Origin of the sequence: Streptomyces sp. NPDC050738 (assembly GCF_040654175.1) — a bacterium.
GTDB lineage: Bacteria > Actinomycetota > Actinomycetes > Streptomycetales > Streptomycetaceae > Streptomyces.
Genome location: NZ_JBFAHN010000009.1, coordinates 181,138 through 203,846, shown reverse-complemented (window position 1 = coordinate 203,846; position 22,709 = coordinate 181,138). Strand labels below are relative to the sequence as shown.

The 22,709-nt window shown below is 70.6% G+C and carries 21 protein-coding genes; 6 read left to right on the top strand and 15 right to left on the bottom strand.

The window, feature by feature from the left end; genetic code table 11:
• Positions 1–2 precede the first annotated feature (2 nt).
• Positions 3–182, top strand: coding sequence for a hypothetical protein (locus AB0H78_RS23865; RefSeq protein WP_363236551.1), 180 nt, complete (start codon positions 3–5; stop codon positions 180–182).
• Here AB0H78_RS23865 and AB0H78_RS23860 read toward each other — a convergent pair.
• Positions 172–1,098, bottom strand: coding sequence for an LLM class F420-dependent oxidoreductase (locus AB0H78_RS23860; protein ID WP_363236550.1), 927 nt, complete (start codon positions 1,096–1,098; stop codon positions 172–174). The genes AB0H78_RS23865 and AB0H78_RS23860 overlap by 11 nt on opposite strands.
• 247 nt (positions 1,099–1,345) lie before the next feature.
• Here AB0H78_RS23860 and AB0H78_RS23855 point away from each other — a divergent pair, with 247 nt between their 5' ends.
• Complete coding sequence (locus tag AB0H78_RS23855) at positions 1,346–1,573, top strand: hypothetical protein (RefSeq protein WP_363236549.1); 228 nt, start codon at positions 1,346–1,348, stop codon at positions 1,571–1,573.
• Positions 1,574–1,575: 2 nt separating this feature from the next.
• Here the strand turns inward: AB0H78_RS23855 and AB0H78_RS23850 are convergent, their stop codons facing one another.
• The 10 genes from AB0H78_RS23850 to AB0H78_RS23805 form a co-directional block, all read right to left on the bottom strand.
• The gene (locus tag AB0H78_RS23850; protein WP_363236548.1) at positions 1,576–2,067 is read right to left on the bottom strand and encodes a DUF6099 family protein; all 492 of its coding nucleotides are present in this window, start codon (positions 2,065–2,067) and stop codon (positions 1,576–1,578) included.
• 125 nt (positions 2,068–2,192) lie between these two features.
• Positions 2,193–2,528: a nucleotide pyrophosphohydrolase gene (locus tag AB0H78_RS23845; protein WP_363236547.1), complete on the bottom strand. Its 336-nt coding sequence runs from the start codon at positions 2,526–2,528 to the stop codon at positions 2,193–2,195.
• A gap of 25 nt (positions 2,529–2,553) precedes the next feature.
• Complete coding sequence (locus tag AB0H78_RS23840) at positions 2,554–3,702, bottom strand: ATP-binding protein (protein ID WP_363236546.1); 1,149 nt, start codon at positions 3,700–3,702, stop codon at positions 2,554–2,556.
• Between the two features lie 55 nt (positions 3,703–3,757).
• A complete protein-coding gene (locus AB0H78_RS23835) occupies positions 3,758–4,162 on the bottom strand; it encodes a cell division protein SepF (RefSeq protein ID WP_363236545.1) in 405 nt (134 codons plus the stop codon).
• A gap of 51 nt (positions 4,163–4,213) precedes the next feature.
• Positions 4,214–7,588 carry a phosphodiester glycosidase family protein gene (locus tag AB0H78_RS23830; protein WP_363236668.1) on the bottom strand — a complete coding sequence of 1,125 codons (3,375 nt, stop codon included), beginning with the start codon at positions 7,586–7,588 and terminating at the stop codon, positions 4,214–4,216.
• Positions 7,589–7,805: 217 nt separating this feature from the next.
• Positions 7,806–8,297, bottom strand: coding sequence for a hypothetical protein (locus tag AB0H78_RS23825; protein WP_363236544.1), 492 nt, complete (start codon positions 8,295–8,297; stop codon positions 7,806–7,808).
• Positions 8,294–9,745, bottom strand: coding sequence for an ATP-binding protein (locus AB0H78_RS23820; protein ID WP_363236543.1), 1,452 nt, complete (start codon positions 9,743–9,745; stop codon positions 8,294–8,296). The genes AB0H78_RS23825 and AB0H78_RS23820 overlap by 4 nt, the downstream gene beginning before the upstream one ends.
• Positions 9,742–10,434: a response regulator transcription factor gene (locus tag AB0H78_RS23815; protein WP_363236542.1), complete on the bottom strand. Its 693-nt coding sequence runs from the start codon at positions 10,432–10,434 to the stop codon at positions 9,742–9,744. The genes AB0H78_RS23820 and AB0H78_RS23815 overlap by 4 nt, the downstream gene beginning before the upstream one ends.
• 22 nt (positions 10,435–10,456) lie before the next feature.
• Complete coding sequence (murJ, locus tag AB0H78_RS23810; protein WP_363236541.1) at positions 10,457–12,100, bottom strand: murein biosynthesis integral membrane protein MurJ; 1,644 nt, start codon at positions 12,098–12,100, stop codon at positions 10,457–10,459.
• Positions 12,097–13,254: a peptidoglycan bridge formation glycyltransferase FemA/FemB family protein gene (locus AB0H78_RS23805; protein WP_363236540.1), complete on the bottom strand. Its 1,158-nt coding sequence runs from the start codon at positions 13,252–13,254 to the stop codon at positions 12,097–12,099. The genes murJ and AB0H78_RS23805 overlap by 4 nt, the downstream gene beginning before the upstream one ends.
• Positions 13,255–13,438: 184 nt before the next feature.
• Here AB0H78_RS23805 and AB0H78_RS23800 point away from each other — a divergent pair, with 184 nt between their 5' ends.
• The 3 genes from AB0H78_RS23800 to AB0H78_RS23790 all read left to right on the top strand — a co-directional run bounded on the left by AB0H78_RS23800 (position 13,439) and on the right by AB0H78_RS23790 (position 17,193).
• Entirely contained in the window at positions 13,439–14,623 is a 1,185-nt protein-coding gene (locus AB0H78_RS23800) for an Ig-like domain-containing protein (RefSeq protein WP_363236667.1), read from the top strand.
• 59 nt (positions 14,624–14,682) lie between these two features.
• The gene (locus tag AB0H78_RS23795) at positions 14,683–15,195 is read left to right on the top strand and encodes a DUF664 domain-containing protein (RefSeq protein WP_363236539.1); all 513 of its coding nucleotides are present in this window, start codon (positions 14,683–14,685) and stop codon (positions 15,193–15,195) included.
• An 84-nt stretch (positions 15,196–15,279) separates the two neighbouring features.
• Complete coding sequence (locus AB0H78_RS23790; RefSeq protein WP_363236666.1) at positions 15,280–17,193, top strand: NAD-binding protein; 1,914 nt, start codon at positions 15,280–15,282, stop codon at positions 17,191–17,193.
• Positions 17,194–17,256: 63 nt separating this feature from the next.
• Here the strand turns inward: AB0H78_RS23790 and AB0H78_RS23785 are convergent, their stop codons facing one another.
• The 3 genes from AB0H78_RS23785 to AB0H78_RS23775 are packed head-to-tail and all read right to left on the bottom strand — an operon-like array spanning position 17,257 to position 21,302.
• Positions 17,257–19,209, bottom strand: coding sequence for a M13-type metalloendopeptidase (locus AB0H78_RS23785; protein WP_363236538.1), 1,953 nt, complete (start codon positions 19,207–19,209; stop codon positions 17,257–17,259).
• A 27-nt stretch (positions 19,210–19,236) separates the two neighbouring features.
• Positions 19,237–20,502, bottom strand: a complete 1,266-nt coding sequence (locus tag AB0H78_RS23780; RefSeq protein ID WP_363236537.1) for a SpoIIE family protein phosphatase — start codon at positions 20,500–20,502, stop codon at positions 19,237–19,239.
• A complete protein-coding gene (locus tag AB0H78_RS23775) occupies positions 20,499–21,302 on the bottom strand; it encodes an alpha/beta hydrolase (RefSeq protein ID WP_363236665.1) in 804 nt (267 codons plus the stop codon). Before AB0H78_RS23775 ends, AB0H78_RS23780 begins: the two co-directional genes overlap by 4 nt.
• Positions 21,303–21,464: 162 nt before the next feature.
• Between AB0H78_RS23775 and AB0H78_RS23770 the strand changes: the two genes are divergently transcribed.
• Positions 21,465–22,118: a CatB-related O-acetyltransferase gene (locus AB0H78_RS23770; RefSeq protein WP_363236536.1), complete on the top strand. Its 654-nt coding sequence runs from the start codon at positions 21,465–21,467 to the stop codon at positions 22,116–22,118.
• On the opposite strand, the gene AB0H78_RS23765 is transcribed toward AB0H78_RS23770, so the two are convergent.
• Complete coding sequence (locus tag AB0H78_RS23765; RefSeq protein ID WP_363236535.1) at positions 22,099–22,581, bottom strand: DUF4232 domain-containing protein; 483 nt, start codon at positions 22,579–22,581, stop codon at positions 22,099–22,101. The genes AB0H78_RS23770 and AB0H78_RS23765 overlap by 20 nt on opposite strands.
• Positions 22,582–22,709: the final 128 nt, after the last annotated feature.

The window sequence follows — 22,709 nt, the reverse complement described above, 5'->3', positions numbered from 1 at the left end:
TATTGCCCGGTGAGACCGCCCCCACCAGAGATTTTCTTCGCATCCCGGACCTCGGCACCCCGGGCGATGCGGTGGCCGAGCGGGCTCACGGGGCCGGAGGTGTCGCCGGCCCCGTGACGGACTTCCTCTACGGCCGCAGGGGCGAACTCTTCGAGGTCATCGCGCGGCCCGCTACCGGCTGAGCTGGGACAGCACCTGGGAGGAGATCAGGTCCAGGTGGTCGAGGTCGTCGAGGTCCAGGATCTGGAGATAGACCCGGGAGGACCCGATGGCCTCGTACTGGCCGATCTTGTCCACGACCTCGGCCGGCGAACCGGCCAGGCCGTTGGCCTTCAGCTCCGCCGCGTCCCGCCCGATGGCATGCGCCCTGCGGGTCACCTCCGCGTCGTCCTTGCCCACACAGACCACCAGGGCGTTGGAGTACACCAGGTCGTCCTTGGCGCGGCCCGCCTTCTGCGCTGCGGCCCTCACCCGGCCGAACTGCCGCTCGCTGTCCTCCAGGGAAGCGAAGGGGATGTTGAACTCGTCCGCGTACCGGGCGGCGAGACGCGGGGTGCGGGTCGCTCCGTGTCCGCCGATGAGCACGGGGATCTTCGCCTGGGCGGGCTTGGGCAGCGCGGGCGAGTCGGTCAGCTGGTAGTAGGTCCCGTCGTAGTTGAACTTCTCGCCGACCTTCGTCTCCCAGAGCCCGGTGACGATCGCCAGCTGCTCTTCGAGCCGGCCGAACTTCTCCTTCGGGAACGGAATGCCGTACGCCTTGTGCTCCTCCTCGAACCAGCCCGCGCCCAGGCCCAGTTCGACCCGGCCGCCCGACATCTGGTCGACCTGCGCCACCTGGATGGCCAGCACGCCCGGCAGCCGGAAGGTGCCCGCGGTCATCAGCGTGCCGAGCCGGATCCGCTTGGTCTCGCGGGCCAGACCGGCCAGCGTGATCCAGGCGTCGGTCGGTCCCGGGAGACCGTCGCCCGACCCCATCCGCAGATAGTGGTCGGAGCGGTAGAAGGCATCGAAGCCCAGGTCCTCGGCGGCCTTGGCGACAGTGAGCAGGGTGTCGTAGCTCGCCCCTTGCTGGGGCTCGGTGAAGATTCGAAGGTCCATACATCCATCCTGCACCTTCGAACACCCGTCAACCCCTCCCGCCTCACCCACCTCACCACCCGCACGGCCGGGTGAAATCCCGTCAACCTGGCGGTCCGCGCACGGCTCCGCCAGTTACTGGCGCCCGGGCCCGGTCGTTGGCTCGGTCGGAGCCGGACCGTCCGGCTCGCGCACCGGCCCCCGCTGCCGGTGCGTCGCTCGTTGTTGCAGCCCTCCCCGTGGGAGGGCTCGGGCCGAGGAGGCCGTCATGTCCCACGAAGCCGCACCCGAACAGGTTGCGCCCGCACCGTCCGTACCCGAGCAGAAGGGTGCGCCAAAGGGTCTGCTCCAGCAGATGGAGGAGCTGATGGCCTCGCTCAACGCCGATCTCTCGCAGCTCGACGCCGATCTGCAGTCCTCGACTAACCTTCCCCAAGCTCTCAACTCCGTTCGAGCAGGGGAGACCCCATTGCCGGCGGGCGAGAACTCCCACTGATGTCATGACGGCCCCGCCGCCGAGTCACGGACGGACCCTGACGGTCTGTCCTGTTCCCGCACCGTGAGTCTTCGCAGCATCCCGCGCACCCGGTCACCCGACTCGTCGGCGGCGTCCACCGCCTCGATGCACTGCCAGTAGAGCCCGTCGACGTCCGTCGCGCAGCCGACGCCGACGAGCGCGATGCCGACTTCCCCGAGCAGGATGCCCAGGCCGGTCAACGCCGTCCGCACCTGGGCCACTTCGGTGAGCTGGGCCGCCCGAATCGCCCCTATCGGGAGCACCACCGGGTCGAGCGCGGCGCACCCCCGTCCGCCCGACTCGACCAGGCCGCGTGCCTCCGTTCGCAGTTCGGGGGGTCCGCACAGCGCGAGTCGGCCGCCTATCGCCGTCGCGAGCGCCTGTGCCTGCCAGGCCTCCGCCACCGTGTCCAACTCCGCCCGGCTCTGGGCCAGTGCGTGCCGGCATACTCCGATGAGCCGCACCGCATCCATACGCCGCCCCCGTTCGTACGACTTTCCGTCCCACTCACTCCATTACCCAGAGTGAGCGAGCTGAGTCCGGAAAGCCAGGGGAATGGGGAAATCTGTGGACACCAAGCCGGTTGTGGACAACTCCGTCACTTCGAAGAGTGACGATCTTGGGGGTCCGGTACCGGAAACCGGTGCTCATTCCGGTCGATCTTGGCCGAAAGCGCCGCCAGCGCGTCGATCCCCAACACCGCGCAGAACTGCAGGAGATAGGCCAGCACGTCGGCGACTTCGTCGGCCACCCGATGCGCCTTCTCCGGGTCCTCCATCACCCCGGCCGACTCCTCGGGCGTCAGCCACTGGAAGATCTCCAGAAGCTCCGACGCCTCGACGCTCAACGCCGCCACCAGGTTCTTCGGCGTGTGGTACGGCCCCCAGCCCCGCGCCTCGGCGAACCGGGTCAGTCGCTCCTGCAGCGCGGCCACATCAGGTGCTCGATCAGGTGCTGTATCAAGTGGTTCGGTCACGGCTCAGGTCTACCACCGTCACACCCGCCACCTCGCGCGCATACGCAGCGGCCGCCGACCCCTCGCCGACCGCCCCCACCACCCGGCGGTTCTCCCGGGCGCAGGTCCGCGCCGCCAGTTCGAGCAGCGACCTCGACTGCCGCGTGTCCAGGCACCGGTCGAATCCGTCCAGCAGGAAGGTGAGCGACTGCAGCGCCTCGGGCACCTCGTGCGCGGGGTCCATGGCCAGGACCCGGTCCCCGGTGAGCAGCACGAGCGCGAGCGCCAGGTACCTCAACTCGCCGTCCCCCAGCCGCCCCAGCGGGGTGGACCGCTCCCCGCCGCGGCCGAGCACCGCCCGTACCGTTCCGTCGGCCAGTTCCTCGGCGCGCACCGTCTCCACCGGTCCGGCGCAGCCCTCCCGCGCGGCGGCGACCAGCTCCCGGTAGCGGATCGCGCACTCCGACTGGGTGCGGAGCAGCACCTCGGCCAGGTTGTCGCAGCCGCGCCGCAGCCGCCCCGCGCCCACCGTGACGCGTCCGCGCATCCGCTGGGGCTGGGGATCACATACGTACACCGAGCGCAGTGCCACCACCATCTGCTCGGCGGCGGCCAGCACCTTCAACTGCCCCTCCGTCCTGCCGGCGACCCGCAGCGGCAGCAGTGCTGTGCCCAGCAGATCGTCGGGCAGCGGCGCTCTGGTCACCGGCACGTCGCCCCCGGTGTGCCAGGCGGCCTGCACCGTGGACCGGCCGGGGTCGCGCAGCGCGGTGGCCAGCAGCGTCTGCTCGCCGATGCTCAGCCGTTCGCCGACGATGCGCAGTTCGGGTTCCGCCTGCAGGGCGAGATCGAGGCGTACGGGGCCTGCGGGGCCCTGGACCGTGCATCCGATCCTGAACCCGCGTCGGCCCTCCGCGTCAGCTTCCGATCCCTCGGGTACGCAGCCCGACGGGTCGGGGAAGGCCTCTTCCAGGCAGTCGCCGGCGCCGAGCCTGGCCAGGGCCTCGTACGCCTGCAGCGCTGTCGACTTGCCGCTGCCGCCGGGCCCCGCGAACAGGGTCACGGGGGCCAGGGGGAAGACCGCGCCGCGATGCGTTCCGAAGGCGGCGAGCCTCAGTTCGGTGACGGTCGGCAGCGAGCGGGATGCGTCCATGGTCGGACCGTATGCACCCGCCGAACTGCCGAACCGTTACACCGCGTTGACCTTCCTACGATCGGGGGACGGCCTCGGCCGCGATCCCCTCCACCTCCGTGCCGACCGGGGCGAGCAGGAAGACGTTCTTGTCGACGCGGTGCATCCCGCTGCCCAGACCGAAGACGACTCCGGTGCTGAAGTCCAGGATCCGTTTGGCCACGCTGATGTCCGCTCCGGTCAGGTCGAGCAGCACCGGGATCTGCGCGATGAGGTAGTCGGCGACCTCGCGGGCGTCCGCGAAGACCTGCACCCTCAGCACGACGAACCGGCGCTGCTCCTCGGCGTATTCGTTGGGGATGGTCCGGTGGTCGACCCGTGAGGGCCATTCGTTCCGGCTCCTCAGGGGTACGACCTGGGCAAGCCCTTCCCACTGCTCGTCGGTGGCATCGAACTGGTCGTATCTGCCGTACCTGCTCACCGGACCGCCTCGGTTGGACTCACTATCTGCATCAGTCGATGATGACGCCTCTCACCCGTTCAGCCCAACACCGACACGGGGCCCGACGTTGATCGTCGCCTGCGTGGTCACCCCGTTGACCTTGAGCGTCACGGTCAACGGCCCTGTTCTGCGGGGCGAGAGCACCCCTGTCGCGGGGTCGAAGGACGCGGCGCTGCCCGGGCTGACGGACCAGTCCGCGCTCACCGGCCAGGCGACCGGCACCGTACGCCCGGACTGCTCGGTGCTTCCCGTGACCCGTGCCGACTGGCCTACGGTCAGGGTCTCGGGTGCGTCGATCGTCAGTGTGTCGACATGTGCCCTGGTCTGTACGGAGATCCAGTCCGGCCTGGCGCCTCGGTCGACGCCGACCAGGGACCAGCCGGTGAAGCCGCCCTCGGCGGCCGGGGCTGCCGGATTCTTCCCCGAGTTGCCGTTGATCAGGTACGGCACGCCGTCGACGTGCGAGGCGTGGAAGACGCCGACGTGGCCGCCGATGAACACGGCGCCCTTGCCGCTGCTGTGCTGGAAGTCCGAGAGCCAGTTCTCCAGCAGGGCGGCCTCCTTGCGGTCGCCCAGCTGGCTGCCCTTCTGCGGGGTGGGGTCGCGCGGCGGTACGTGCTCGATCACCGCCACCGAGCCGACCGAGGGGTCGGTGGCTGCCGCGTCGAGCTGCTTCCGCAACTCCTTGATCTGGGCGAAGCCGCCGCCGCGCAGGGTGAGCGAGGAGGTGTCGAGGGTGATGAAGCGGGTCCCCTTGTGGTCGAACGTGCGCTGTGCGGGGCCGAATTCGGCGGTGAAGGTGGCGATGGAGCCGCCCATCACCTCGTGATTGCCCGGCACGTAGTACCAGGGAACCGCGTCGCCCAGTTCTTCGTTCAATACCTGGTGGGCGAATTTCAGGTCGGCGGCCGACCCCTCGTCGACGAGATCCCCATTGATGACCAGGAAGTCCGGCTTCGCCGCCCGGATCTCCTGCAGCGTGCGCCGTGCCTGGCGCACGATGTCGCTGTCGGGTGCCCGCGCCACGAACTGGGCGTCGGACATCACCGCGAACCGCCAGTCGCGGTGTCCGACCCTGGCCGCGCTCTGGATGAGCGGGTCCTTGACGACCGGCTCGGCGGGCAGCGCCACGTCCGGCGGGAGCTGTGCGTGGAGGTCGTCGAGCGCGATCTGCCCGGTGTACTGCTGGGTGGCGACGGTCTCGGCGATGTAGAAGCGGTAGACGCTCACCGGGTACGCCACCCCGGCGGGCACGGTGAAGGTGACCTGCTTCCAGCCGGTCCAGGTGATGTAAGGGCCGCGCAGCACCTGGTCGGTGCCTGCCGCGTCCTTGAGGTGGAGGCTGGGCCAGGAGCCCTTGCCGTCGCCCTTGATCCAGAGGGTGAAGGACTGCGGCTGGCCGGGGACGGCGATCTGCTGCGGCGGGTTGGCGTATGCGGCGCGGGTCGCGGTGTCCTTGCTGAAGTCGTAGTTCATGGTGAGCGCGGTGCCGGTGTGCCCTTCGGCGGTCGCGGCGAGCGAACCGGTGGCGCGTGCGGCGCTGAAGGTCCACTGCGCCGCGTCGTCGTACGAGGCGGTCTCCCGGTCCTCGAGCCCGACGGTCACGCCGACCGTCGTGGTCCTCCCGCCGGCCGTGGCGCGGACGAGTCCCGATCCGCCCGCGGTTCTGGCCTTGACGGTGAAGGAGCCCTTGGCCTTCTCGGCGGTGATGTCGAACAGGGCGTGGTCGTAGTCGAGTTGTACGTCGCCGGGCTCGATCGGCGCGCTGTCGCCGCGTGCGTCGAGGCCGATCAGACCGAAGCTGCCGCTTGCCGCGGGGTCGGCGAGGCCGACTTTGCGGGTGGTGGCGGTGATCCGGTCGAGGGGGTCGAGGACGGTCATGCGCAGTGCTCCATGTGCCGTGCCGCTGCGGGCGAGCGCGTCGGTCGTGCCGGCGCGCCGGGCGCGCAGGACGCCGTCCTTGGAGACCGTGGCGACGTCCGGCCGGGAGGTGCGCCAGCCGGGGCGGCCCGAGGCGGGTCCGTAGGCGGCGTCGTATCCGGTGGCGGTCAGGCGCCGCGTCAGGCCGGGGAAGACCCGGTCGGGGTGGCCGCCCTTGACCGGGTCGGCGGTGGGGGCCGAGGCGGCGGAGGTGGCGGTGGCGACCTCGTAGCCCTTGAGCTGTCCTGTGCCGGTGGGTGCGGTGATGGCGATGCCGGTGGCGTCGGCGCGCTCGCTGCCGTCGGAGGGGCTGTTCTCGACGACCGTGCCGGTGCGTCCCGCCTCGCGGGCGAGCAGGACGGAGGAGCCGCCGCCGTCGAGGTTGAGGGCGTTGTAGGCGCCCAGCTTCTTCATCATCAGGGCGAGTTCGGTGAGGGTGGTGCCGCCGCTGTCGGCCTGGCGTCCGTCGACCACCAGGACGTGCATGGTCAGTCCGTCCTTGGAGAAGCCGACGGCGGTGCGCGGGGCGGTGGTGTTGTTCGGCCTGCCCTCCCAGTTCTGGGCCTGTCCGTCCACGACAAGGAGTCCGGATCCGCCGACGGCGGTGCGGGGCACGGAACCGCCGTCGGTGCGCGGCTCGTAGGCGGTGGACACCCGGTCGCCGGGTTTGAGCGCGGAGAGTGTGTCGGCGCCCGCGTCGCGTCCGATCAGGACCGTCTGGCCGTCGGGTATCGCGCCGGTGCCGGCTTTGTCGTCGACCGCGACGACTGTGCCGTTCACGACGTCCGCCTCGACGACCTTGGCCGAGCCGTCGACGGTCTGGGCGCGGTCGGCCTCTCCCCACTGCGGGGTGTAGAGGCCGATGCCGCCTGCCGGGACGTCGGCCGCGTTGTACGAGTCGAGGGAGTGGGCGCCGTCGGGGAGGGTGAGGGTGCCCTGGAAGGTGAGGTTGAGGATGCGCCCGGCGGCGTCCGCGGGGTCGGTGGCGGAGCCGAAGCCGAGGGAGGTGTTGTAGCCGGCCTTCGCGGAGTGGTCGATCACGCCGTTGGCGATGCCGAAGCCGAGCGGGGTGCCGGTCTGGTTGATGTCGAAGAAGTCGGCGTTGGTCGCGGCGACCGTCGTACGGCCCTTGCCCGCGTCGTGGTGCGAGACCATCTGGGAGATCGTCTCGCGCCCGGAGACCTTGCCGGAGGAGAGGTAGTCGACCCGTGCGCTGCCGCCGAGGTCGACGGAGAGTGCGTCGGCCCGCAGCCACTTGTCCGATTCCATACGGTCGAACTTGGTCAACGTCACGCCCTGCGCGAGAGGTTGGGAGGAGGCGGCGGTCTCGATGCCGTCGCCGTCGACCACCGCGTTCGCCGAGAGCCCGCCGTCCGGTGCGCTGGCGGCGGGCGGCGATATCGGGCGCAGGGCGTCGGCCCTGGTGGCGGGGCGTACGTCGAGGGAGGGGCCGGTGTCGGCGAGGGCGGGCGCGGCGGCCGCCAGGGTGCCGGTGAGTGTCAGTGCGGCGAGTACGGCGACCGGTCCGGCGCGATGTCTGACCCGGCCGGAGCGTATGTGGGCGGACGAGAACAAGGGGACCCCCTGAGTCTGGTGCGACGACAGGCGTGTGCAGCGCCTCAGGGTTCCAGGGGGACAGGTGTGATCCAAGGGGTGGCGCATGAATTGCCCGGGAACAGCTGCGCGCGGCCGGCGTCCGCGCTCACAGCCGGCACGGTTCCATGCCGAGGTCACCGTCGGATCCGCTGATCCGCACGGTGGTCATCAGGCTCTGCCCCTTGAAGGACGCGGCCGTGCACACCAGTTGCTGGCGTGCGCCGGCGGGCAGGCCGGCCACCGGCCCCATCAGCAGGATGCGTACGTCGCCCGGGTTCTCCTCCAAGGCCGGCGAACCGTCGAATTCCGGGAGTTCCGTACGCAGTCCTGCCGCACGCTCCGCCGCCGTGGGGCCCACCAGCAGCATGGCGAGCCGCTTCCCCGGATCGACGTCCTTCCCGTAGGGCCGCACCACGGGCATCAGTCCGTCCGGCCCCTGGAAGTAGAGCGTGACCCCCTCCTTGCCGGGAGTTCCGGGCGTGCCGATCTGCCCGGTCGCGGGCTCCCCGACCTCGACCACGTCGGTGGAGCGGATACCGCAGCCGCCCGCCAGGGTCATGGCGAGAATCACCCCGGCCCAGTGGTGGATCCGCCTCATCGGGTCTCGCCCACCGGCAGCTCCACGGTGAAGAGGGCCCCGCCCGCGGGTCCGTTCGCCGCGCGCACCGTCCCGCCGTGCAGCCGTGCGTTCTCCAGCGCGATCGCAAGACCGAGGCCGCTGCCCGCCGACCGGGTGCGTGCCGCGTCCGCCTTGAAGAACCGGTCGAAGATGTGCGGGAGCACGGCCGGATCCACTCCGGGTCCGCCGTCGGCCACCTCGACGGCGAGGCGCCCGCCGGCCGGGCCCGCGTCGGCCCGGTCCGCGTACAGCCGCAGCGTCACGGGCTGCGATCCGTGCTGCAGCGCGTTGCCGACCAGGTTGGCGATGACGATGTCGAAGCGGCGCGGATCGAGCATCGCCCGTATCCCGTCGGGGAGTTCGGTGGTGACCTGGTCCTCCCAGCGCCGCCGCTGGAGCGTCTTGCGGATCGTCTCCGCCACGTCGACCTCGTCGGCGTTGAGCTCTGCCGCCTTGGCGTCGAAGCGGGAGATCTCCATCAGGTCCTCGACCAGCGTGGCGAGTTTTCCGGTCTCGGCGGAGATCAGGCGTACGGCGGCCGCGGTGTCGGGGTCGAGCCGGTCGGCGTCCTCGTCGAGCACCTCGGTGACGGCGAGCATCCCGGCGAGCGGGGTGCGCAGTTCGTGCGAGACGTCGGAGGCGAAGCGCCTGGCCCGCGCCTCCGCCTTGCGCAGTTCTTCGACGGAGCGTTCCAGTGCGACGGCGGATTCGTTGAACGTCCATGCCAGGTCGGCGAGTTCGTCGGATCCCTTCACCTCGATACGCGTGTCGAGCGCGCCCTTGCCCATGCTGCTCGCGGCCCGTCGCAGATCGCGCACCGGCCGCAGCACGCTGCGCGCGGCCAGCAGCGCGGGCACGAGCGCGACGGCGAGTGCGGGCAGGGCGCCGTCGCGTGCCGCCGTGACCATGGCGTCGATGTTGGCTTCCTCGGTGTCGAGCTTCATCACGGCGTAGAGGACGATGCCGGTGCGCTGCTGGTTCTCTCCTTCGCCGAACATCACCGGCATTCCGACGGTCAGCCAGGGGACGCCGCCCTTGACGACGCGCTGGAAGGAGCCGTGCGCGCTGGCCCGGGTCCTGTCGCGCAGCGCGGCGGTGACCACCCCTGAGGTGGGGCGGTCGGAGGAGGACGCGGTGATCTTTCCGTACTCGCCGAAGACGATCCACGGGCGCGGGCGGCCCCGGACGGCGAGCTGGATGCAGACGTGCTCCAGCGACTTGGCGCTCATGGGCAGGGTCAGGTGCTGGGCCTGGATCTGGTCGCGGAACTGCGCGACGGCCGTGTCCTGCACCTGCTGCAGGATGGCCGAGCGCGCCTCGCGGTAGGTGAGGGTCGCGGTGGTGGCCGCGCTGATGGCGGCGACCAGCAGGAAGGCGGCGATCAGCCGGCTGCGCAGGCCGAGGCGGCCCAGGAGGCGGCGTCTCACAGCGGTCCGAAGCGGTAACCGAAGCCGCGCACGGTCTGGATGTAGAGAGGGTTGCCGGGGACGTCCTCGATCTTGTGGCGCAGCCGGCGTACGCAGGCGTCGACCAGTCGGGCGTCACCGTGGTAGCTGTGCTCCCAGACCGATTCGAGGAGCTGCTGACGGCTGAAGACCTGTTCCGGGGAGGCGGCGAGATGGAGCAGGAGCTTCAGCTCGGACGGGGCGAGCTGCAGTCGCTCCCCTGACTTGGCGGCGCTCAATCCGGTGCGGTCCAGGGCGAGTTCACCGTGGAACTCCGGTCCGGGGCGGCCGTTGCCGGGGTCGGTGAGCCGGCGCAGTACGGCCCGGATGCGGGCCTCTATCACTTCGGTGCGCGCGGGTTTGATGATGTAGTCGTCGGCGCCCGCCTCCAGGCCCACCACCACGTCGAAGTCGTCGCCGCGCGCGGTGAGCATGATGATCGGCAGCAGGCTCGTCTCCTCGCTCTCGCGGATGAGGCGGCAGACCTGGACGCCGTTCATCCCGGGGAGCATCAGGTCGAGCAGCACCAACTCGGGCTGGAACCCTTTGAGTTCATCGAGTCCCGCCTCTCCGGTCTCGGCCGTGCGCACCTCGTGGCCGCGGCGGCGCAACCCGAGCTCGACCCCTTCGCGCACGGAGGCGTCGTCCTCGATCAGAAGCACGCGTGGCATGGCTGTCGGTGTCCTTGGTCTCTCAACGGCTTCTGCGGCCGCGCAGTTTGCTGAACATGGCAGTGATCTCGGTGAGCCCGAGCGGCCCCGCGAGCAGTGCGAGGACCACCAGGAGGACGACGGTGCCGCCACCGGCCGCCGCGAAGTCCCCGAAGGGTTCGGCCGCGCGGGCGGCCCCGTATCCGGCGGCCGCGGCGGGCAGCGCGCCGAGCAGCAGCCGCCCGTGGGCGCGCACGGTGGGCGAGCGCAGCGGTCCTGCGCCCCCGCCGAGCCTGCGCCGCAGGGTGTACGCGGTGACCGCGCAGCCCGCGAAGAGCGCCGCCGAGTAGGCCCCGGCCATCCCGGTGACGGCCCAGCGCGCGGGCAGCGTCTCGTACGCGACGACGGTGAGCCCCGCGTTCACCCCGGCGATGACGAGGTTGAGGAAGAAGGGGGTGCGGGTGTCGCCGAGCGCGTAGAAGCCGCGCGAGAGGACGTACTGCGCGGAGAGCGCGACGAGGCCGGGTGCGAAGGCCATCAGCATCCCGGCCATCACCGTGATCTCTCCGTCGCCGGTGCGCCCGTATCCGTAGACCGCGCCGAGCACCCAGGGCGCGAGCGCGAGGAGCGCGCAGGCGGCGGGGACGATGGCGGCGGCGCTGACCCGCAGGCCGTAGGAGATGTCGCGGCGGACCGCGGCGAGGTCTCCGTCGGCGTACGAGCGGCTCATCCTCGGGAGCAGTGCGGTGACCAGGGAGACGGTGATGATGCCGTGCGGGACCATCCAGAGGAGGTTGGCGTTGGTGTACGCGGCGTAGCCCGCGCCCTCCACGCCCGCGTGCTCGGCGCGCTGTCCCGCCGTGGTGGAGAGCCGGGTGATCACCCAGTACGCGGCCTGGTTGGTCAGGACGAGCAGCACCAGCCAGCCGGCGGAGCGCAGCGGCCTGGCGAGCCCGCTGCCGCGCCAGTCGAAGCGGGGGCGCCAGCGGAAGCGGGCGGCGCGCAGGGACGGGACGAGGGCGAGGGCCTGGACGGCGATTCCGGCGGTGGTGCCGTAGCCGAGCAGCCGGGCGTCGGCGGCGCTCAGGGTCTCGCCGCCGGTGGTCGCGGTGGCCAGGAAGAGGCCGAACACCCCTATGACGACCAGGTTGTTGAGGATCGGCGTCCACATCATGGCGCCGAAGCGGCCGCGCGCGTTGAGGACCTGCCCGAAGAGGGTGAAGAGGCCGTAGAAGAAGATCTGCGGCAGGCAGTAGCGGGCGAGGGCGACGACGAGATCGGCCTTTGCGCCGCTGTAGCTGGTGTACGCGGAGATGAGCGCCGGGGCCGCGAGCACCGCGGCGGCCGTGATGACCAGCAGGGCGGTGGTGCAGGCGGTGAGCAGCCGGTCGGTGTAGGCGGCGCCGCCGTCGGCGTGCTCCTTGGCGGCGCGGACCAGTTCGGGCACGAAGACCGCGTTGAGGGTGCCGCCGATCAGCAGCGTGTAGAGGATGTTGGGGATGTTGTTGGCGACCGCGTACCCGTCGCCGAGGAACGCGACGCCCAGCGCGGCGGCGACGACCGCCGAGCGGATGAATCCGGTGGCTCGCGAGACGACGGAGCCCGCGGCCATGACGGCTCCGCTGCGCAGCAGCGAGTCCTTGGACCGCGCGTGTCTGGGCCCCGCCTCCGCGGCCGCCGCTGTCACCGGCGTGCCAGATAGGCCTGGAAGGCCCGGTACAGCGCGTTGTTGGTGGCCCCGCCCATGGACATCTCCCACTCCCCCAGTGTCTCGACGGCCTGTCCGCCGGTGCCGAGCTTCCAGCGCAGCAGACCGAAGGACCGGTCGCCCGGATCAAGGGTGGAGGGTACCCCGCGCATGTCGTACACCTGTGCACCGAGTGCGTGTGCATCGCGCATCATCTGCCATTGCAGGGCGTTGCTGGGGCGCACCTCACGGCGGTGGTCGGCCGAGGCGCCGGTCTGGTACCAGGCCCTCCCGCCCGCGACGATCATGGTGTGCGCGGCAAGGATCTCCCCGTCGTGCACGGCGAGGTAGAGCCGCATGCGGCCCGCCCGCTCGGCGTTGAGGGCCGCGTACTGGCGCTGGAAGTACGCGAGGGAGCGGCCGAGCCGGAAGCCGTCGCGCTGCTCGGTGATCTCCAGCAGCCGGTAGAAGTCGGCCAGTTGGTCGGGCCCGCCCTCGAACACCCGGACTCCGGCGCGCGCGGCGATCCGTACGTTGCGGCGCCACTCCTGATTGAGCCCGGCCCACAGATCGTCCTGGGTCCGGCCCGCGAGCGGCACCTGGAAGACATGGCGTGGCTGGGCGTCGGCGTCCCCCTCGTCGCCTCCGCACCGCTTCCAGCCGCGCGCCCGCAGCCGCTCGGCGACCGCGGACCCCAGGGGATCCACCTCGGTCGCGAGTACGTCACCGATCCTGCGCCCGGGCCCGGTGGACGCCTTCAGCCGGGCGGCGTCCCAGCGGCGGTACGCGGGCGAGGGCCCTATCCGTACGGCAAAGGCGCCCGCCTGCCGCAGATGGGTGAGCAGCGGCGTCAGCCAGCGGTCGATATCCGGATCGGCCCAGTCCGCCACGGGGCCTTCGGGAAGATAGGCGAAGTACTTTCGGGTGCCGGGGAAATGCCGGTAGAGCACCAGAGCGCCGCCGGCCAATTCGCCGTTCCCGAGGGCCCATCCGACTCTTTCGGCACGCCATTGGCTCTTCACCTCGGCCCAGGACGGGTATTGCAGGAAACTCGCCCCCGGGCGCCCGTCGAGGAAGGAGCGGTACTCGGTGGTGTCGAGGCTGCGCATCCCGAGCTCCACATCGCGGTCGCCGGTCACCAGGAGTGCTGTCATGCACAGGATGTTCACAGCGGTCCATGACCGGTCCGAGCGGCGCATGTGACGGGACGGTGACCGTTGCTCTCCGGTCCTTGTCACACGGTGAATTGCCGGATTTCCATGAGCCGCCGCGACCTAGAGTCCGGGGAAATACCCTTACGGAGGAACCCCGTTGAAGCAGTCGAGGCAGTCGAAGAAGTTGCATCACATACGCAGAACCGCGGCCGTCGGTGTCGTGCTGTGCGCCGCGCTCACCGCCTGTTCCGGGAATTCCTCCGGCGGTTCCTCCGGCGGCGGTGACGACAACAAGGCCCCGGGAAAGTCAGTGGCCGCGACCCCGAAGATCACCGTGAATCTCACCGGGCAGCAGGCCAGAGCAGGCGCCCCGGTGAAGGTGACGCTCGCCGAAGGCACCCTGGACAAGGTGACGGTGACCGGGGACAAGGGCGGCTCGCTCGCGGGCACGCTCTCCCCCGACGGCAAGTCCTGGACCTCGGCCCGCAGCGCGGCTCCCGGCACGGGCTACACCGTGCAGGCCGCCACGGCGGACGGCGGCAGGGCCCAGGCCTCCTTCGCGACGGCCGCGGCGGACCACGTCAACAAGGTGACCATGTCCCCCGCCAAGGACACCGCGGTCGGCGTCGCCCAGCCGCTCTCGATCGTCTTCGACAGCCCGGTCAAGAACAAGGCGGCCGTCGAGAAGCAGCTGAAGGTCACCACGTCCAACAACACCGAGGGCTCCTGGGGCTGGATCCAGGACTACTCCGGCCGGGACCGCGTCGACTGGCGCCCCAAGGAGTACTGGAAGGCCGGCACCAAGGTCTCCCTCCAGGCCGACCTGAACGGTGTCGACTCCGGCACATCGGGAGGCTTCTTCGTACGCGACTACAGCACCCGCTTCACCATCGGAAGGAACCAGCTGACGAAGGTGAACCTCGACACCAAACAGCTGGAGGTGTACCGCGACGGCAGCCGCATCCGGAAGATCCCGGTCTCCGGCGGCACCCCGGGCGGCGACAAGCGGTCCTGGCGGGGCACGGCGGTCGTCATCGCCAGGGAGGGCACGATCAACATGCGCTCGGAGACCGTCGGGCTCGGCCACGCGTACAACAAGATGGTCAACGACTCGATGCGGCTGACCTGGTCGGGGATGTACGCCCACGCGGCCCCCTGGAACGCCCCCTTCTTCGGGAAGGCGAACCACAGTTCGGGCTGCATCGGCATGAGCGACGGAGACGCCGGCTATCTCTTCGGCCTCACCCAGGTCGGCGACCCCTTCGAGATCACCGGCGCCGAGACGAAAGGCACCGTCGCCGTGGGGAACGGCTACGGCGAGTGGAATCTCAGCTGGTCCGCCTGGCAGGCGAGGAGCGCCCTCGGCTGAAGAAGCCCTGTGCGCAGCTTTGTTGCCACCCGGCGTCCGGCGCGGAATCCTGTTCTCCCATGACCGACACCGCGGCGCCGGACGCCGAGACCCGTGCACTCCTCACCTCCCTGCAGGGGCAGCGCCGGCACATCCTGGGCATCCTCGAAGGGCTCGACGCCGACGCGCTGCACCGGCCCGTGCTGCCGTCAGGGTGGAGCTGCCTGGGGCTCGTGCAGCACCTCGCGCTCGATGTGGAGCGGTTCTGGTTCCGCGCCGTCGCCATCGGTGACCAGGACGTCATCCGTGCGCTGGACGACATCGACGACCCCTGGAAGGTGGACCCCGGCGTCCCGGCCGCCGACGTACTCGACCGCTACCGCCTGGAGACACGGCTCGCGGACGCCGTCATCACGACCACCCCGATGGACGCCGCCCTGGCCTGGTGGCCCCACCACCTCTTCGGCGAGCCGCATCTGCACAGCTTCCGCGAGGCCGTGCTGCACGTCATCACCGAAACCGCCGCCCATGCCGGACATCTCGACGCGGCACGCGAACTCATCGACGGCCACCGGTGGTTGGTGCTCACCTAGAGCCTGCCGTACGGCATGCTCTGATCCGTGTCCTCACTTCCGCACCAGCAGCAGCCGTCAGGCACCACAGCCCCCACCGGCCACATGGTCGTCTGTGGCGACGACACGCTCGCGCACCGGCTCGCCGCCGAACTGCGCGAGGTGTACGGGGAGCAGGTCACCCTCGTCGTACCGCCGCTGGACGAAACCTCCCTGGCGCAGCTGCCGTTGAGCGGACGGGCCAGAGCCTCGGCCTTCCTGGACCGGGTGTCGGCCGCCATGAACCGGGGCGAGGCGGCCCGTACGGACGGAACCCCCGCACCGGCGCCCGCCCCCGAGGCGACCGAACCGACCCACGAGGTGCTGGCCGCGGCCGGGGTCGGCGGGGCCGCCGCGCTGGCGCTCGTCTACGAGGACGACGAGACCAATATCCGCGGGGCGCTGATCGCCCGCCGTCTCAACCCCCGTCTGCGGCTGGTGATCCGGCTCTACAACCGCAGGCTTGGCCAGTACCTGGCGGAGGTGCTCGACCAGGCGGCGGTGCTCGCCGACCCGGATCTCGACCGGGCGCAGCTCGACATGTCGACCACCGTGCTCTCCGACGCGGACACCGCCGCCCCCGCGCTCGCCGCGTCCGCGGTGGCCGGCACCAGCAAGGTCGTACAGGCGGACGGCGTACTGCTGCGGGCGGCCGACCGGCCGCCGCCCCTACCCGGCGAGAGCGCCGACCAGGGGCTGTGCACCCTCGCCCTGCTCTCCTCGACGGCGGTGAACCCTGCGGGCTCGGAGGGCGCCGAGGGCAGCGGTACGGACGGACCCCAACTCCTGCCCGACGCACAGTCGGTGGCCTCCGCCACGGGGCGCGGAACGGTGGTCCTGGAGGCCGTCTCCTACTCGGGCCCGCCGCAGCAGGCCTCGCGCCTCACCGACCGCGGAGTCCCCCTGGGCCGGCTCTTCTCGCGCCGCCTGCGGTGGTCGTTCGCCGGGATCACCGCGGCCGTTCTCGGCCTGACCATCGCCTCCTGGCTGACCTCATCCGACAACCACTTCCTCGGCGCCGCCTACCTCACGCTCCTGGACATCTTCGCGATCGGCGACCCGGCCGTCGACGAGCCCCTCAGCCGCCAGATCCTGCAGCTCTGCTCCGGCCTGACGGGTCTGCTGCTCCTGCCGGTGCTGATCGCCGCCGTACTGGAGGGCCTGGGCACCTTCCGCTCCAGCTCCGCCCTCCTGCGCCCCTCGCGCCGCCTCTCAGGCCATGTCGTCCTGCTCGGCCTGGGCAAGGTCGGCAGCCGCGTCCTGCTGCGGCTGCGCGAACTCGACATCCCGGTGGTCTGCGTCGAGACCGACCCGGAGGCCCGCGGTGTGGGCCTCGCACGCCATCTGCGGGTGCCCACCGTCATCGGCGACGCCACCCAGGTGGGCACCCTGGAGGCGGCCCGCATCCACCGCGCGCACGCCCTGCTCGCCCTCACCAGCTCCGACACCACCAACCTGGAGGCGTCGCTCTACGCCCGCTCGCTCGACCCCGCCCTGCGCGTCGTCATGCGCCTGTACGACGACGACTTCGCCACCGCCGTCTTCCGCACCCTGCGCGCCGCGCACCCCGGGGCCCTGACCCGCAGCCGCAGCGTCTCCCACCTCGCGGCACCCGCCTTCGCCGGCGCCATGATGGGCCGTCACATCCTGGGCGCCATACCGGTGGAGCGCAGAGTGCTGCTCTTCGCGGCGGTGGACGTGGCGGGCCACCCCCAGCTGGAGGGCCGTAAGGTCGCGGAGGTCTTCCGCCCCGGCGTCTGCCGCATCCTCGCCCTGGACACCGCGGCCCCCGCCGACCGCACGCCGGACCTGGCCCGGCACGGCACGTCCCACCCGCGCAGCCTGGTCTGGGAACTCTCCGGCAGTTACGTCCTGCAACCCCAGGACCGCGTGGTGCTCGCCGCGACCCGCAGGGGCCTGGCGGAGATCCTGGGCCGCGGGACGGCGCAGGCGCGCACGGCCGCCGCCCGTACCGACTAGCGGAAAAGGCGCGCGGGCCCGGGCGGGATCGCATCCCGCCCAGGCCCGCGCGCCTCGCGCGACCTACCAGATCCGTACGCGCTCCTCGGGGGCGAGCCAGAGGCCGTCGCCCTCCACCGTGCCGAACGCCTCGTGGAACTCGTCCAGGTTGCGCACGATGTTCGCGCGGAACTCCGGCGGCGAGTGCGGGTCGATCGTCAGGTACTGCTGCTCCTGCTCCTTGCGGCGCTTGGTGCGCCAGCAGTAGGACCAGTTGAGGAAGAGCCGCTGCGAGCCGGTGAGCCCGCCCGCCGAAGGCACCTCGGCCCCGTCCAGCGCGATCAGATACGCCGTGTGCCCGATGGTCAGGCCGCCCAGGTCGCCGATGTTCTCCCCGACGGTGAGCGCGCCGTTGACGAACTCCCCGGGCAGATTGCGCGGCGAGAACGCGTCGTACTGCTTGATCAGCGCGCCGGACTTGGCCTTGAAGGCCGTGGTGTCGTCCGCCGTCCACCAGTCGTTGAGGTTGCCCTGGCCGTCGTACTGCGCGCCCTGGTCGTCGAAACCGTGGCCGATCTCGTGGCCGATGACCGAGCCGATGCCGCCGTAGTTCTCGGCCGGGTCCGCGTCGGGAGAGAAGAACGGCTTCTGGAGGATGCCCGCCGGGAAGCAGATCTCGTTGGTGCCCGGGTTGTAGTAGGCATTGACGGTCTGCGGCAGCATGAACCACTCGTCGCGGTCGACCGGCGCCCCGATCTTGGCGAGCTGCCGGTCGGACTCGAAGGCGGCCGAGGCCTCCGCGTTGGCGAGCAGATCGCCTTCGCTGACCTGGAGCGCCGAGTAGTCGCGGAACTTCTCCGGGTAGCCGATCTTCGGCCGGAAGGTGGCGAGCTTCTCGTACGCCCGCTCCTTGGTCTCGTCCGTCATCCAGTCGAGCCGGCCGATGGACTGGCGGTACGCCTCCAGGAGATTGGCGACCAGGGCGTCCATCTGCTCCTTGGAGCTCGGCGGGAAGTGCCGGGCGACGTACTCCTTGCCGACGGCCTCGCCGACAGCGCCCTCCACGAACTGCACACCGCGCTTCCAGCGGGCCCGCAGCTCAGGGGTGCCGTTGAGCGTGCGCCCGTAGAAGGCGAAGTTGTTCTCGACGAACGCACCGGAGAGGTACGGCGAGCAGGCGCGCACCGCCTGCACCAGCAGCCAGTCGCGCCACTGCGCGATCGGCACCTCGGTCAGCACACCCGACAGATGCGTGAGATACGAAGGCTGGCGCACGCACGTCTCGGCGAGCGTCGCCTCCGAACCGCCGAGCCCGGCAGCGTAACCGGCCCAGTCGAACTCCGGTGCCAGCGCGGTCAGTTCGGCGAAGGTGGTGAGGTTGTAGGTCTTCTGTACGTCACGGGTCTCGGCCCGCTCCCAGTGCCCGGCCGCCAGCTTCGTCTCGATGCCGAGGACGGTCTGCGCGGCGCCCGCCGGGTCGGTGTGCTCGGCGAGCGCGAGAATCCGGGTGAGGTAGGCGAGGTACTCCGTACGGATGTCCGCGAACTTCTCCTCGCGGTAGTACGACTCGTCGGGCAGCCCGAGCCCGCCCTGGAGGATGTTGACGAGGTAGCGGTCGGAGTTGCGGTCGTCGCTGTCGATGTACGAACCGAAGAGCCCGGAGCCACCGGTCCGCTCGAAGCGGCCGAGGAAGGCGGCCAGCTCGCGCAGATCGCCGATGGAGGCGACGGCCTCGATCAGCGGCCTGGCCGGGTCGAGCCCCTTGGCCTCGGCGGCTTCCTCGTCCATGAAGGAGGCGTAGAGCGCGCCGATCTTCCGCGCGTCCTCGTCCGCGGAGCCCGCTGCGGCCAGCTCCTGGATGATCTCCTTCACATGCTGCTCGGCGGCGTCCGCGAGCTCGACGAAGGGCCCCCAGCTGGAGCGGTCGTCGGGGATCTGCGCGGTGTCCAGCCAGCGGCCGTTGACGTGGCCGAACAGGTCGTCCTGCGGCCGGATCTCGGGGTTCATACCCTCGCGTGCGTCATCCAGAGTGCTCATTCATGCACCCTAACGGCCTGCCGGTATTCAGGTCCTCGGCAGCCTCTCTCTCGGCACCCCCAGGGCGAGCAGCGCGGTGTCGTCGTCGAGGCCCTCGCCGAAGCCGGCGAGGAGTCCGGACAGTGCGCCGATCAGATCCTGGGGCCCCGTGGGGGGCTGTCCGGCGGCGAAGTCGCGCAGGGCGTCCTCTCCGTAGAGCTCCCGGTTGGATCCGGTGCGGGCCTCGGTCAGGCCGTCCGTGTAGAGCAGCAGCGTGTCACCGGGGAACAGCCGGGTGCCTGCCCGGGTGAACTGCGCGTGGGGCAGGATGCCGATGAGCATGCCGCCGGGGGTCGGCAGATAGTGCGCGGTGCCGTCGGCGCGCTGGATCAGCGCGGAGGGGTGGCCACCGGAGGCCAGCTGCACGTCGACGTGGTGGTCGCCGGGTTGGACGAGGCCGTATATGGCGGTGCAGTAACGGGTGTCGCCGCTGCTGTACCGCTCGTGCAGCACGGTGTTCAAGGTGGTCAGCACGGCGATGGGGTCGCGTTCGTGAAGGGCGGCGGCCCGCAGCGTGTAGCGGGTCAGCGAGGTGACGGCGGCAGCCTGGGGGCCCTTGCCGCATACGTCGCCGAGGAAGAACGCCCACCGGCCCCCGTCGAGGGGGAACAGGTCGTAGAAGTCTCCGCCGAGCAGATCCGGGGAGGCCGTGTGGTAGTACGAGTCGGCTTCCAGCCCCGGAACCACGGGCAGTTCGGAAGGCAGCAGGCTCCGCTGGAGCACGGCGAGTGCTTCCTGGAGCCGCTCGCGGTCGGCCTCGGCCTGCCTGCGCGCCGCGTCGGCCTCCTGGCGCTCGCGCAGCAGCTCGGTCTCGTAGACGCGGCGGTCGTGGGCATCGAAGACGGTGGTGCGGATGAGCATCGGTTCGCCGTCGTCGCTGGTTTTCACCTTCGAGGTGACGAGCACCGGCATCCGGTGTCCCCCGGCGGCCTTGATGTCCAGGGCGATGCCGCTGATCTCGCCGTTCATCTGCAGCAGCGGGGCGAAGTGCGTCTCGTGGTAGAGCTTGCCTCCCACGGTGAGCAGATCGGTGAAGCGCATCCGGCCCACCACCTGCCCCCGGGGCAGCCCGAGCCACTCCAGCAAGGTGGTGTTGATCTTCGCGATCGTGCCGTCCATCAGCGTCGACAGATGGCCGCACGGAGCCTGCTCGTACAACTCCTCGACGCTGTCCTCCAGCAGAGCGGTGAACGCCGCATCGGTGGTGGCTCCGTCGTACTCCCCTTCCGGATCCCGATCGGTACGGTGCGTCACCGCGTCGCTGTGACGAAGTCGATGATCGCCTCCGACGTGGCCTGGGGCGCGCTCAGTTGCGGACAGTGTCCCGTCGCGTCCAGCGTGACCAGGCGGCTGCCGGGGATGGCGGCGTGGACGTACGCGCCGACTTCGCGCGGGGCGATCACGTCCTGCCTGCACTCCATGACCAGCGTCGGCAGTGCGACCGTTTTGAGGTCGGCGCGGCTGTCGGACAAGAACGTCGTACGGGCGAAGACCTGGGCCTTGTGCGGGTCGGTGGCGCAGAACAGACCGCTCAACTCCTGGCCCAGTTCGGGCCGTTCGGCGTTGCCCATGATCACGGGTGCCATCGCCGCGGACCAGCCGAGGTAGTTCGACTCCATGGACTCGAGGAGCTCATCGATGCCGTCCGCGGCGAACCCGCCCCGATACCCGTCCTCGTCGATGTAGCGGGGCGAGGGAGCCACCATCACCAGACGGGAGAACCGTTCGGGTGCCGTCGCCGCCGCGAGCACCCCGACCATGGCGCTGACCGAATGCCCCACGAAGGTCACATCGTGCAGATCCAGCTCCTCGCACACGTCCAGCACGTCCTGGGCGTACCCCTCCAGCGAGCCGTACCGCCGCTCGTCCCAGGCAGCGGGGTCCGACCGCCCGGAGCCCACGTAGTCGAAGAGCACCACCCGGAAGTCCTCGACCAGCGCGGGAAGGACCAGCCGCCACATGTTCTGGTCACAGCCGAAGCCATGGGCCAGGAGAAGCACGGGTCCGTCCGCACGGCCGGTGACGGTGATGTTGTTCCGGTGGCGGACATCCACGGAAGTGGGGTTCATTCAGAGCCTTTCTCGATACGACACGGGCCGAGTGCCACACAGATCGCGTTTCAACCCTAGGGAAACACGTCGGCCTCCCCCGCGAGGGGGTTGGAACGCCGCAGGCCGGGGCACGAGCACCGGGTAAAGAGAGAGGAATCACCGATCATGCCCGCACCGGCCGACCCGACGGTCCTCCACCCGATGCCCGAGCAGCCACGCGTGGTTCTGCTCAAACCCTTGGTGAAGTCCCCGCTGATCGAGGTCGGCGAGTACTCCTACTACGACGATCCGGACGATGCGACCGCGTTCGAGACCCGCAACGTGCTCTACCACTACGGCCCGGAGAAGCTGATCATCGGCAAGTTCTGCGCGCTGGGCACGGGGGTGCGGTTCATCATGAACGGCGCGAACCACCGTATGGACGGCCCCTCGACCTTCCCGTTCCCCACCATGGGCAGCCCTTGGTCGGACCACTTCGACCTGCTCACCGGCCTGCCGAACCGGGGAGACACCGTCGTCGGCAACGACGTCTGGTTCGGCCACGGCACGACGGTGATGCCCGGCGTACGGATCGGGCACGGCGCGATCGTCTCCACCGGCGCCGTCGTCACCGGCGACGTACCCGACTACGGGATCGTCGGCGGCAATCCGGCCCGCCTCATCCGCACCCGATTCGAGGAGAAGGACGTGGCCCGGCTGCTGGCGGTGGCCTGGTGGGACTGGCCCGCCGAGCACATCACCGAGCATGTACGGACGATCATGTCGGGCGATGTCGCCGAGTTGGAGGCAGCCGCTCCGTTCAGAGCGCGCGGGCAGTGAAGGGGCCGACGGTGAAAGTGTCCCCGCAGACCACGAGTTGACCGGGGGCGGCGGCGGTGAGAGATACGGTGTTGTTGGGCGGGTAGACCTTGATGCGGGCCGGCTCGGGCCAGCATGTGCCGTCGGTGACCTCCTTGCGCGGCGTCTGCACGACCGCGTGCGCCGTCTGCCCCGCCTTGAGCGTGACGTCACGCTTGCCGCCGTTGTCCGACCGGGTGGCGGGCTTACCGATGCGCGTACCGTCCGCCGTGGTCAACGACAGCCCCGGATAGCCCTTGAGCGTGCAGGTGCCGTCCGTGGTGTTGGTCAGGGTGAGATCGAAGTACCTGCTGTTCATCTCCTGGCCCGTCGGCACGAGAGCGGCCTTCAGAGCGTCCGTGATGCAGTCGCCGCCCCTCCCGGATCCCTGGGTTGACCTGCCCGCACCGGTGGCCGCCGGGGCCGCGGACCGGGATACGGCCACGGACCGGCTCGATGCCGCACTGTCCGTGGCCGGCTGTGGCTGCGGGCGCTGCGCCGTCGCGTTCACCCGCGCCTGGTCGTCTCCGTTCGCACTGCACGCGGCCCCGGCGAGCATGCCGACCACAACGA